Below are 12,742 nucleotides of genomic sequence, written 5' to 3' on the forward strand. Positions count from 1 at the left end.
AAAAGAGGTAGCATCTGAGAATTATTCCCAGATGCTACTGTCTTTCACCGGCAAGTTGATTATGATGAGGAACGTATGGTACTAATAGATTTTACTCTATTACCTGTACGATATTCACCACTGCCACTACAGCCACAGCCACAGTGAACACAGCCATCATCATTACCCCTGTATCCAGCATATCCGCTAGAGCATGTACACGCTTGAGGCTGAATTCCACTTCCTGGGTTTCTTCCGATTGGATTGATAAATTTCATAGTTAAATCTCCTTTCCATTTCATTCTAAATACATTTATGTAAAAACAAACGTATTTGACCACTTAATGAAAATCCTTTTTATTATATTCCATAAGTTCTTCAGGATTTTCTTCTAACGCTATATGATAGCGTATTAGATTATTTTCTAAATACAACCTCTCATTACGACAAGAATTGTGCCTAAATGAAAAATGAGGACCTTTTTTATCATAACAATTCACATAACACATTGTACAAAGATTAACTGCCCAACAATCCTTACAGAATTCCTTCGCGTTATCTATAAAATCATCAACATAAAATTTCTGAATACTCTCAAAATCAAATCCAGTATCAACATTTCCGATATCTGGAATATTGCCAACTTTTTCACAGAGGAGAAATTTGCCGTCAACCGTTACGTATATTCTTCTTTGCCCCGGAACACAGCAACCGTTCATTCCATACGCCTTAACTGGATACTCTGATAAAAGACGTTTATGTATAATTAACATTCCTTTATCCATAACACCATCTGAGAAAAGCCCCATTTTTTCATTATCGTTTTTCTTATTTCTTCGACAATTCCAATCCCATTCATTTAAGGGATCGTATGATCCTTCTGTAAATTCACGTTCCTGAGTACCTTGTGGAATAAAATATGCACTATCCTTAGGACCATGATCAACAGACGCCGTCAAAACCATAATATCTTCAGGAATCCAATCTTCATGTTCTAAAAACTGTTGTATTTTATTGTAGTTTTCTTCATAATTTGGACCAGATACCACCATATTAAAAGATATTTTTGAGTGTTTTCCTAACCTGCTTTGTGTGTTTAATAAATTTTTAGCGCCTGTAACGGTTTTATTAAAGCTTCCCGTTCCCTCTACGGTTATTCGATTAGCATCATGAATGTCCTCAGGGCCATCTAAACTAACAATAATATCAAAGTCATTTTGCAATAAATATTCAGCAATTTCATCAGTTACCAAAGCTGCATTGGTTGTCATTGCGAACGTAATCTCTTTAAAATTACTTTTTGCATATCCAACCGCTTGTTTAATCAATGTAAAATTTAATAAAGGTTCTCCACCATAAAAGCCTATATGGACTTGCTCTGCATCTTTTGAATGACTTATTAATAAATCTATTGCTTTTTTAGCGGTTTCCCAAGACATATCTCTATGCCCAAATTCCCGATACTCTTTATGTGATGGATTATAAATACAGTATTTACATCGTAGATTACATTTTTCCGTAACCTCTAGTGTGACATTTTCCACTCCACTTTCTAAAGTTTCCCTTAAGTGAGTTACTGCGGACCCGGTTAATGTTTTGAGAACTGGTGCTGATAATATATGCTCTGCCATCACTGCTTCTTTTATTTCATTTATTGCATTTTCAATTTCCTCATTATTCAAGTCAAGATCCTTCAAATCTTCACAGCTATCGCTTTGCATCAGACAGTTCAAAACTTTATATACATTTTCTTTCAAACATGCGACTTTACCTGTTCCGGAATCCAGAAAATAATAGTTACTTTCCGTTTTAAAAACCTTACCCAGTCTACCCGGTCTACCACTGGAGCAAAGTTCATGATAAAAGTCTTTAATGCTATTGTTAACAGCGACCATATTAATTCTCCTTCCATTGTCAATCTCTTTTAGATGAAAGCTACTCAAAGAAAAAATCTTTCTTGTCTGGTATTATGATACCAAACAAAAAAGATTTCTATTTTAAGATTTCATATTAAAAATCATGAGAATTGATTAAGAAAATTAATTAAATATCATGCAAAATTTTATTATTTAGGGAGTGTTTTTGTGTTATTGTTACAATCTTTCATGTATGTCTGCAAGACAGCAATCAACCAATATTGAAAAGAAATTTTGAATCATTTGCTATTAAATCGGTATAGTAATTATAAATGTAATTGTCTCATCTTTACTTTGTGCAACAATTTCACCATTATGCAAGTGTATAATTTCTTTTGCAATTGATAAACCCAGACCGGCTCCCTTTGAACCTGAAGTTCTTGAATTAACTAATCTACTGAATTTTTCAAAAATATGTGATAAGTCCTCATCCGATAAAGTCTCACCCTGATTTTTAAAAACAACAACAAGTTTATTATTATAAATCTCTGCTGATATAAATATCTCGGTTTTTAAGTAACTATAATTAATTGCATTTTTCAGTAAATTACTAAATGCTCTAGACATTTTCTCTGGATCAATACTACAATACAAATTTTCATCTATCTCAAGCTTCAAAGTGTTGCCCTTTTCCTTCAGCATAGGATAAAACTCATCTGTTAGTTGTATAAACAAATAGTATAAATCTACATTTTGTTTATTAATTTCAATTTTCTGAGTATTATATTGAGTGATTTCAAAAAATTCATTTACCATCTGCTCTAAATGCATAGCCTTATCAAGTAATATTTCTGCGTACTCCTGCCTTTTATTTACTGTTAATTCTGGCATATCTTTAATTAGGCTTAAATATCCAATAATCGAGGTTAACGGTGTTCGAATATCATGAGCAATATAAGCAACTAATTCACTTTTTTTGCTTTCTGCAATTTTTATTGCCTGATCTGCCATTATAACAGACATCTTTATCTGGTTCATTTGTATTTCAATTTCTTTTAATGGTTCAGATAACTTAACGACACAATCATTTTTTTTATATAGACTCTCTGCAGCATCGATAATTTCATATAAATATCTCCATGGCTTATGCCAATAATACATAAATATACTAATAAAACCTAAAATCAAATATAGGAACTGAATTAATTCAATTCTAAGAGTTAACCATTTAATAATTGATGTATGAACATTGCTTGAGTAATAATCAAAAATAATTCTCAAAAACCAACCAGCTATAATATAAAGAGACAGACTTATAATAAGATGGCACACCAGTTTTCTGCTACATTTTATATGCTTCTGATTTTCCTTAAACAATTTTATAACCAACCCCCCATACTGTTTTAATGTACTTCGGGTTTACTGCCTTATCACCAAGCTTTTCTCGTAAATGGCGCACATGAACAGATATGGTGTTATTTTTTGTATAATAACCATCATGCCAAATTATTCTAAATAGTTCATCTGAGCTAACTACTTCACCTTTATGTTCCAACAGTAATCGTAATATATCATATTCACTTGGTGTCAAGTTAAGCTGCTCTCCCTTTAAATTACACTCTCTTGTTTTGATGTTGAGTTCAAGTCCTAAATATGACAAAACGCTAGAATAGTCTTCTACATCTATCTGATTATATTTTTTATATCTTCTAAGCTGTGCTTTCACTCTTGCAATCATTTCTAATGGCAAGAAAGGCTTAGTAATATAGTCATCTGCACCTAATGTTAATCCATTAATTTTACTCACTTCATCATTTTTTGCCGTCAGCATAATAATTGGATACCGATATTCTTCTCTGATTTTTTTGCATAAAAAGAAGCCATCCTTCCCTGGTAACATAATATCCAAGAGCACGAGATCAAATTCTATTGTTTCAATAATTTTCAAAGCGGCTTCGGCCGTAAAGCACTTATATACTTCGAAATTCTCATTTTCCAAGTATAATTCTATGAATTCAACTATGCTTTTTTCATCTTCAACAACTAAAATTTTATTAGACATACTTAACCCCCCCTTATTACTAACCACAACAATTTATCTATAATTATAGCACGTAACTTTCATTATGTAACTTAAACTTTTTCGTATATAATACTAATGTTTTTCTAAAATTAATAGCCTTTTTCAAATAATCAAATATACCCTTTTACTTTAGGCCTTGATATTCAATAAAAAATGCCCTTATAGTAAGTCACAGTTACAGTCTCTGTGTCTTATTATAAGGGCATGGAAGTTATAAATGAATTAATAGTTATCAATCTACCTGATGCTTGCAATAAGTGGATACAGCAAGGAAAAAAAATACTGGTATTTCAATTACTGTAGCCGCCATTATAGCATAAGGTGACCAAATGCTTATTGAACCAACATGAAGATAATTAAAGCCTGTCAACTGATAAAGTAAGCTGTTCTGCATACCGATTCCACCTGACGGCAAAATAAAACCAAGCCAACCAGATCCAGCTGAATACGTAAATATGGGGAGCAAACACACTACAATTGCACTTAGAATAACTGAAATAGAATCCTTAAATTTTGCTGACAAAAATAATGTAAAACTAACGGTCGCCAACAAGGAGCCAAGTCCTCCAATAGTTAAGACAGCTTGAAGCTGACCTAAATTAAGCGCAGGCAGACTGATAACAGAAAACAACATCTGCATGGATGTTTTCATGCATTCCGGTCCGAACGCCAGGTTTGAAATTAATAAGTGCAGTAGAAGACAAATAATAAATGTGATTGAAAAAACAGTCAATGCAGCAAATACCTTCACGATTGCCAATCTGCAACGCCCGTGCTTGGTACAGCGTAAAATACTGTCTGATCCCGTTTGATATTCATTGGAAAAAGTAGGCGTGGCAGCCGCTGTACATAGAAGGACTAGAAGGAAAATATAAAGCATAACATAATCAAAAGCATCTCTTGAATATCCAGTATAAAACTGAAATGGCATTTTTACCTCAGCATATTTTTTTAGGGCCTGTTCTTGTGCTTTGGGGTGATCTTTAAGCTCCATCTGCATGATATCTTTTAAGTGTTGTTCTGTTTGTTTATAAAAATTGTTTGTCTTTTCTGGGGCAATATCCATTAAACTTGCTGCCTGACCAGTTTTCGGATTTGAAAACGCTTCCGGCAGTCTTCCTAAAAGCGATTCAACTGGAAAAACCTTTTCCATATATAGGCCTTTCGGAAAATCTCCGCTATAAAGACTGTTCTCTCCATATTGTGAAACTGTACTTTGATAGATTATTAAAGCCTTTTTAAGTTTTTCCGGGGTGACTTCTCCGTTATTGGAGAGACGTAGCGATTTTTTATAGGTAATCGCTGCCAGACCATTTAATTCGGCCACTTTGTTTCCGTTTTCGTCATATTGATTGATATCCTCATAGATAACAGGAAGCCAAGCCATTACCACAGACATTAATAATGCAATGACTAATAAAATGATAACACGGCGTGACTTAAGCACGCGTTTTATTTCCAGGCAATAAATACGCATATACTATATCCCCCTTTCAATGATTTCCTCTTGCGGAAATAACCATAAATATAAATCTTCCAAACGAGGAGGTGCCAATACGGAATTACTGGTTTTGCCCTCATCTGACAAATAACGGATCGATACCTGATTATTACCTTCACTTCTCTGGTTAATAATGCGAAGCTGCATTTCATACATAGTTATCTTTTCGGCAGGTACAACACAAGTCCAGACCTTTCCTTTTACTTGATTTACCAATTCGTCAGTTGTACCTACATTAACAATTTTACCAGCCTTCATTATTGCATTTTTTGTAGCAATATATTCAATATCGGATACAATATGGGTTGAAATTAAAACAATACGTCCGTGGGAAAATTCCGAAACAAGGTTTCGAAAACGAACCCTCTCCCCGGGGTCAAGGCCCGCTGTTGGTTCATCCATAATCAGAATTTTAGGATCATTCAGCATTGCCTGCGCGATTCCTACCCGGCGTTTCATACCACCGGACAACTTGATAATTTTTTTATTCCTTACATCATCCAAGGTCAGTGTATGCAGCAGACTGTCAATTTTTTTTCTCGTTTCCCTTGCAGGAACGTCCTTTAACGCAGCTATATACTCTAAATAATCCTTTACTGTAAAATCTTGAAAAAATCCAAAATCCTGAGGTAAGAATCCGAATAAATTTCTATATTCTTCTCCCATTGTACGAATATCCTTACCATCATAAAGAATTTTCCCACTGGTTGGATTCAAAATATCTGCAATCATCCGCATCAGAGTAGTCTTACCGGCTCCGTTGGCCCCTAGCAACCCCCATACCCCCGGCGTAAGACTTAAGCAAACATCATCAACTGCAGTTTTATCCTTAAACTGTTTACTAAGATTTGTAATTGTCAGTTCCACGTCATTTCTCCTCGCTTTTCTAAATTACAACGGCAAACGTCCTTGCTCTGTTTTATTTTACCGAGCAAGGACGTTTTATACTTTAAGATGAAGAGAATAATTTCCTAAGAAAATCCTAACATCCAATTGATATTTTCCTAAAAACTGGTTGGAAGAGAAACTGTGAAGGTCACCATATTGTTTTCACTGCCAGCAGTAATTATTCCACCATGCAAACGGACAATTTCGTTTGCAATGGATAAACCAAGCCCTGCACCGCCAGTATCTGATTTACGGGCATCATCCAAACGGTTAAATTTTTCAAAGATTGTGGATAACTGATCTGGCGGAATTGTGTTCCCTTGGTTTCTAAAAATAATAATAACTTTATCCTGTTGTTGTTCTGCCGAAATTAGAATTTCCGTATCAGGGCTACAATAAGCAGCTGCATTTTTAAGAATGTTATTAAACACCCGGGCCAATTTTTCAGAATCAGCATAAACCGTTAGCGTTTCATCAGCGTGGAGTATGGCATAATTTCCTTTAGCCGATAAAACTGGATAAAATTCATCAATCAACTGGACAAGCATATAATATAGATCCATATTTGTTTTCTTCAACTTGATTTGATGTGTATTATACCGTGCAATTTCAAAGAATTCGTTAATGAGTTTTTCCAGACGCATGGCTTTCTTAAATGTGATCCCAATATATTTTGCTTTCTGTTCCACCGGCATGTCAGGCGCTTCATGAAGCAAGCTCAAATAACCGATTATAGAGGTGAGCGGCGTGCGAATATCATGCGCCAGGTACATTACCATTTCATTCTTTTTGTTTTCTGCCTCTTTTACGGCCTGTTGACTGAGAAGGACAGCCATTTTAATTTGATTCATCTGCTTTTCCACATCTTTGAGCGGTTCGGATAATTCAATTGAGCTGTCATTTAGTTGATAAACGGTTTTAGTGGCATTGACAACTTCATCTAAATATAACCATGGTTTTTTCCAGTAATGATAGAAAAAACAGCAAAAGCCAACAATCAGATATAGAAAATAGATTATTTCTACTCTAAGTTGCAACCACCGAAAAAATGAATTTGAAAATTTTCCGAATCCATAATCTAATAGTATCGTCAAAATATAGCCAGCCAAAGTATAAAGGATTAAGGTAACAAAAAGCTTGACAAGCAATTTCATTTCTATATTATTCTTCATTGCTATACCTCTATTTATATATTTTTAATTGGCTAGTATTAGGACTGCGATTAAACCCAAGAATAGAACAGTAACGACTGCCGCAACCACTAAAATTAATATATCTATTTTCTGCTTATCTTTGACCATTTTCAACAAGAGTGCATATAAAATTATTCCAATGATTCCGCCGGATACATTGGTTATTAAATCCGTAATATCCGTCCCACCAATTATAAGAACATACTGCATCGTTTCCAAAGCAAGGCTTGTACCCAAAAGAATAAGAATTTTACTTCGTAGCTTCATTTTGAAAGCCAGCATAGACAAGAAAATTCCGAAAGGAATAAAAATCAAGACATTATCCCTAACTTCTCCAATATGAAATTGTTCACCTACAGCAGTAGAATAATGAAACGGTATCAGGTTGATACTTCTTCTGTAATCTAAATTAATCAATGAAAATTCCAGCTTAAACAGTATGATCCATACCAATAGCACTAAATAAATTACAAATAGGATTGAAGCAATAGCTCTTAATCTCTTTTCTTTTTTCTCCATAGCAAAGTATTCCTTTCTCCATAACTTGTAGAAGCTAAATTTTATACCCCACTCCCCATATCGTTTTGATATATTTCGGATCTTCTGCGGTATCACCCATTTTTTCACGCAAATGCCGAATATGAACGGTAATGGTGTTATTGCTTTTACTGTAATACTCATCTTGCCATATTTCACGGAATAACTTCTCAGAGCTTACAACCGTCCCCTTATTTTGAAGCAAGATACAGAGTATAGAAAATTCCGTTGGTGTAAATAAGATAGATTTTTCATTGATCAGACATTCGTGTGTTTTTGTGTTTATTTCCAGACCTGAATAGCACATAGTGGATCTTATATCCGGTTCTTCTTTCCCGGTATTGTACTTTTTGTATCGGCGTAGCTGCGCCTTTACTCTGGCTATTAATTCGAGAGGAAGAAATGGTTTTGTCACATAATCATCAGCTCCTAAAGTTAAGCCTGTTATTTTATCGGTTTCCTCATCTTTCGCGGTCAGCATAATAATCGGAAATGTATAATGTTCACGGATTTTCCGGCAGAGCTCAAATCCGTTTATATCCGGCATCATAATATCTAAAATAGCAAGGTCAAGCTCCGTACTTTCTATGCAGACAAGAGCCTCCTTAGCTGAATAATACTTAAATACGGTACAGTTCTCATTTTGTAAATAGACTTCTATCAAGTCTGCAATATCTTGTTCATCATCTACTACAAGAATTTTATCATTCATAACTGGTATCCTCCTTTCAGGCATATTAAGGTATCTTATTATTGTATCAAAGGTAGCCATTCTATTTATGAATTCTTGCATTAGGAATTACTAAGATTTTCATAAGATTCTTACTTTTAAATCTCATTTTCTATCTATCGTCTACATACCTTACTTTATTTTATTGATTATTTCCAGAAGTATAGTATAACGCAAATCATCAATGCAAATATAGGACCTTTTTAGAAAGATATGATTTTGTATCTACCAATGGGCGAAAAATCAAAAGATTGACTGATAAAATCCTTGGTTGACTTTGCTTTCCGCAAAAGATATTCCTATGATACCGTGATGATAGGGACACCAAATTCATGTCGGGAGTTCATGGGTCGTAAGCCCAGCTCCTCGAGAGATGCAAGCGTCTAACTTTTTACACAGTAGAACAGGTTGGTCAGGTTGCCGTTAAAATCATTGAGAATTTCCATTCTTTCAAAATTATATATAAAAAAGCTAAGTCTATGGGTCATTAAAGTTGACCTAAAACTTAGCCTCTACATTTTCTATTATTTTTTGGTTTTAAAACCACAACTTTTTGTGATGATTTAGTCTTATTTCTTCTTGTCACTACAAGATGTCATCAAAATCACACTCTCCACATGCCCAGAATGAGGAAACATATCACACCCACTAACCTTACTAAGCTCATACCCTCTCTCCGCCAGATACTTTAAATCCCTAGCAAGAGTGGCAGAATCGCAGCTCACATAAACCACCCGTTTCGGTTCCATCTTTACAATGGTTTCCAGGCAAACCTCATCACACCCTTTTCTTGGCGGGTCAACTACAATCACATCAGCGTGCACCTGATTCTTCTCAAACTGTTCAGGCAATACCTCTTCGACTTTCCCTACAAAGAACTCCACGTTCTCCATACCATTTAATTTTGCGTTCTCCTTGGCATCTTCAATGGCCTGTGGAACAAGCTCAACCCCATACACCTTCTTCGCCTTCTGAGCCAAGAACAGGGAGATGGTTCCAATGCCGCAGTAAAGATCCCAGACAGTTTCTCCTCCAGTCAGTCCAGCATACTCAAGAGCTGTGCCGTAAAGCTTCTCTGTCTGTACCGGATTTACCTGGTAAAAGGACATTGGGGAAATTTGATATTTTACATCTCCAATATAATCTGTAATAAATCCAGGCCCATAAAGGTTCTCCACCTGGCTTCCCATAATCACATTGGTTCTCTCTCTATTTACATTAAAGGAAATGCTTGTCATTCCCGGTACCTTAAGAAGCTCCTCTACCAGCTTCTCACTGTGAGGCATACTTTTCCCATTGATCACCTGACACACCATAAGTTCTCCGGTCTTAAAGCCTTTACGAATCAAGGTATGGCGCATCAACCCTCTATGAGATTCCTCCTCATATGGGAGTAAGTCATAACACTCCATATAGGCTTTCATAATCTTAAGAATCTCCTGATTCTCCTCTATGCCAAGGAGACAATCCTCACACCCAATAATGGAATGTGTACGTCCAGCATAAAATCCAGTTATGATATCGCCCTCCTTGTCGGTTCCCCAAGGAAACTGAGCTTTGTTCCGGTATCTCCATGGCTCGTCCATTCCCATAATCGGTGACATGGGAATCTCAGTGAAACCGCCAATTCTTGTCAGATTATTGTATATCTTATTTTGCTTATACATAAGCTGCTCCTTGTACTCCATGGCCTGAAGCTGGCAGCCTCCACATTGCCTTGCAACCGGGCACTTTGGCTCTACACGGTTACTGGAAGGCACAAGTATTTTCTCCAGCCTTGCGAAGCCATAGGACTTCTTGGTCTTCATGGCCTTTGCTTCCACCTTGTCCCCGATTACGGTATCTTTAATAAACCAGGTGAATCCATCGGTCTTACCGATTCCTTCCCCTGTCTCGCTCATATCTTCAATGACTGTTTCAATCCTGTCATTTTTCTTCCACTCTGACATAACATCCTCCATCTTAATACTCTTGCCAAAGAAGCCTGCAAGCTTTCATTTATGGCAAATTTAAAATTTTTCTATGTGCCTATTGTATCTTTTTTTTCATCAGGAAGCAAGAGTACCTTTTTCCCCGGTGATCGCAATGAAATAAGTGAAATAAAAAAAGAGCGAAACATTCCCGGAAAGGCTATGCCTTTCCTTCCTGCTTCGCTCTAGAAAAATTTATTAGCCTTTTCCGTTGGCCTTTTCCATATGGATATTCTTACCTTTGATCTTTACATCTTTCATGGCCTGAAGCACAACATCTGCATTTTCTCTAGGAACTTCTACAAATGTATACTTGTCATACATGTCGATGCTACCTACCATCTTTCCAGGTATACCGGACTCTCCAGCGATAGCTCCCAGGATATCTCCTGGCTTAACATTCTGGTTCTTACCGATGTTGATGAAAAGACGAGCCATATCATCTCTCTCGCCTCTAGAGGAAGAATCACTTCTTCCGCCTCGGCCACCTGCACCTGTACGGCCTCCACGACTGTTACCACGGCCTCCGGCGCTGCCAAAGAGATTCTCAAGAGCATCAAGGGAACGAGGTTGTTTCACATCAATGATATCCTCATTCTCTTCACCCATCAGACGTTTTAGAAGGGCAGCTGCCAGATCCAAAGAAGTATATTCCTCTTCCAGAATTTTCTTCTCGATGATGTTTACCATCTTGCTTAAATCTGAATCAGCGATGGTATCAGCTACGTTCACTAAAATCTTGTCCACTTTAATGGCTGTTACGTCATTTAAAGAAGGAACTGGCTGAGGTACGATCTTGGTCTTACAATAGCGCTGAATGTCACGAAGCTTATAAACTTCCTTGCCAACAACAAAGCTAAATGCAATACCTTCACGGTTTGCACGGCCAGTACGGCCGATTCTGTGTACATAGTACTCATCATCCTGTGGAAGATCGTAATTGAATACCGCTTCTACGTCCTCTACGTCGATTCCACGGGCCGCTACGTCTGTTGCCACAAGGATCTCTGTCTTACCGTTACGGAAGCTGTTCATGACTCTGTCACGCTGGATCTGCTTCAAATCACCGTGAAGCCCCTCTGCGAAATAACCACGGCCCTGAAGTGACTGTACCAGTTCATCTACCTGCTTTTTGGTGTTACAAAATGCAACAGAAAGCTTTGGTGCGTACATGTCTAAAAGACGGCACATAACCTCTACTTTGGTCTTTGGCTTCACTTCATAATAGTACTGAGTAATATTTGGAACAGTCAGTTCTTTCTTAACTACTTTAACTGTTACCGGATCCTGCTGGAATTTTCTTGCGATTTCCATAATTGCAGAAGGCATGGTTGCAGAAAACATTACGGTCTGACGATCTTCTGGAAGCTGGCTTAAGATAGTTTCCATATCCTCTAAAAATCCCATGTTTAACATCTCATCTGCTTCATCCATAACAACGGTACGAACCGTATCAAACTTAACAGTTTTACGGCGCATATGATCCATAACACGTCCAGGAGTTCCGATAATGACTTGTGTTCCATCTTTTAAAGAACGGATCTGTTTTACAATATCCTGTCCTCCATAAATTGGAACGACCTTTACACCATGCATATATTTTGCAAGCCTGCGGATCTCATCTGCTACCTGAATTGCAAGTTCTCTTGTAGGGCAGAGTGCAATCGCTTGAAGCTTTTTTACTTTAGGGTCAACCTTCTGTAACAGGGGAATACCAAAAGCTGCTGTCTTACCGGTTCCTGTCTGAGCCTGACCGATAATATCTCTTCCTTCTACCTGGACTGGAATTGCCTGGGCCTGGATTGGAGACGCTTCTTCAAATCCCATATCTGCTACAGCCCGCAGAATTCTTTCATCTAACTGTAATTCATCAAATCTCATTGTTTCCATAAATAATTAATTCCTTTCTCATGACCTGCCGGGTTCCCATGTTGCCGACGGTCGCACACACGCACTTTCACAAAACAAAACGAGATGGAACAGGCACGTTTCAGACCTTAATCCT

11 protein-coding genes are annotated in these 12,742 nt (G+C 36.9%); all 11 read right to left on the reverse strand.

Annotation, left to right across the window (positions count from 1 at the left end; all coding sequences use genetic code 11):
• Nucleotides 1–59: 59 nt before the first annotated feature.
• Nucleotides 60–257, reverse strand: a complete 198-nt coding sequence (locus tag BET01_RS01525; protein ID WP_120194987.1) for an Apre_1838 family putative sactipeptide bacteriocin — start codon at nt 255–257, stop codon at nt 60–62.
• A gap of 63 nt (nt 258–320) precedes the next feature.
• Nucleotides 321–1,874 carry a radical SAM protein gene (locus BET01_RS01530; RefSeq protein ID WP_207667546.1) on the reverse strand — a complete coding sequence of 518 codons (1,554 nt, stop codon included), beginning with the start codon at nt 1,872–1,874 and terminating at the stop codon, nt 321–323.
• Nucleotides 1,875–2,144: 270 nt separating this feature from the next.
• Nucleotides 2,145–3,212, reverse strand: a complete 1,068-nt coding sequence (locus BET01_RS01535) for a sensor histidine kinase (protein WP_243117091.1) — start codon at nt 3,210–3,212, stop codon at nt 2,145–2,147.
• On the reverse strand, nt 3,205–3,897 hold the full coding sequence (locus BET01_RS01540) for a response regulator transcription factor (RefSeq protein ID WP_120194988.1): 693 nt from the start codon (nt 3,895–3,897) through the stop codon (nt 3,205–3,207). Before BET01_RS01540 ends, BET01_RS01535 begins: the two co-directional genes overlap by 8 nt.
• Before the next feature lie 253 nt (nt 3,898–4,150).
• Nucleotides 4,151–5,395, reverse strand: a complete 1,245-nt coding sequence (locus tag BET01_RS01545) for an ABC transporter permease (RefSeq protein ID WP_120194989.1) — start codon at nt 5,393–5,395, stop codon at nt 4,151–4,153.
• Nucleotides 5,396–5,398: 3 nt separating this feature from the next.
• Nucleotides 5,399–6,286, reverse strand: a complete 888-nt coding sequence (locus tag BET01_RS01550; RefSeq protein WP_120194990.1) for an ABC transporter ATP-binding protein — start codon at nt 6,284–6,286, stop codon at nt 5,399–5,401.
• Nucleotides 6,287–6,423: 137 nt separating this feature from the next.
• Complete coding sequence (locus tag BET01_RS01555) at nt 6,424–7,479, reverse strand: sensor histidine kinase (protein ID WP_120194991.1); 1,056 nt, start codon at nt 7,477–7,479, stop codon at nt 6,424–6,426.
• Between the two features lie 24 nt (nt 7,480–7,503).
• A complete protein-coding gene (locus BET01_RS01560; RefSeq protein ID WP_120194992.1) occupies nt 7,504–8,019 on the reverse strand; it encodes a VanZ family protein in 516 nt (171 codons plus the stop codon).
• A 34-nt stretch (nt 8,020–8,053) separates the two neighbouring features.
• A complete protein-coding gene (gene vanR, locus BET01_RS01565) occupies nt 8,054–8,749 on the reverse strand; it encodes a VanR-ABDEGLN family response regulator transcription factor (RefSeq protein WP_120194993.1) in 696 nt (231 codons plus the stop codon).
• Nucleotides 8,750–9,336: 587 nt separating this feature from the next.
• Nucleotides 9,337–10,716 (reverse strand): 23S rRNA (uracil(1939)-C(5))-methyltransferase RlmD, encoded by a 1,380-nt coding sequence (rlmD, locus tag BET01_RS01575; RefSeq protein WP_120194994.1) that lies wholly within the window; start codon nt 10,714–10,716, stop codon nt 9,337–9,339.
• Nucleotides 10,717–10,935: 219 nt separating this feature from the next.
• Complete coding sequence (locus BET01_RS01580; RefSeq protein WP_120194995.1) at nt 10,936–12,627, reverse strand: DEAD/DEAH box helicase; 1,692 nt, start codon at nt 12,625–12,627, stop codon at nt 10,936–10,938.
• Nucleotides 12,628–12,742 lie beyond the last annotated feature (115 nt).

It is taken from the genome of Lacrimispora algidixylanolytica (genome assembly GCF_003609635.1).
GTDB classification, from domain to species: Bacteria; Bacillota; Clostridia; order Lachnospirales; family Lachnospiraceae; genus Lacrimispora; species Lacrimispora algidixylanolytica.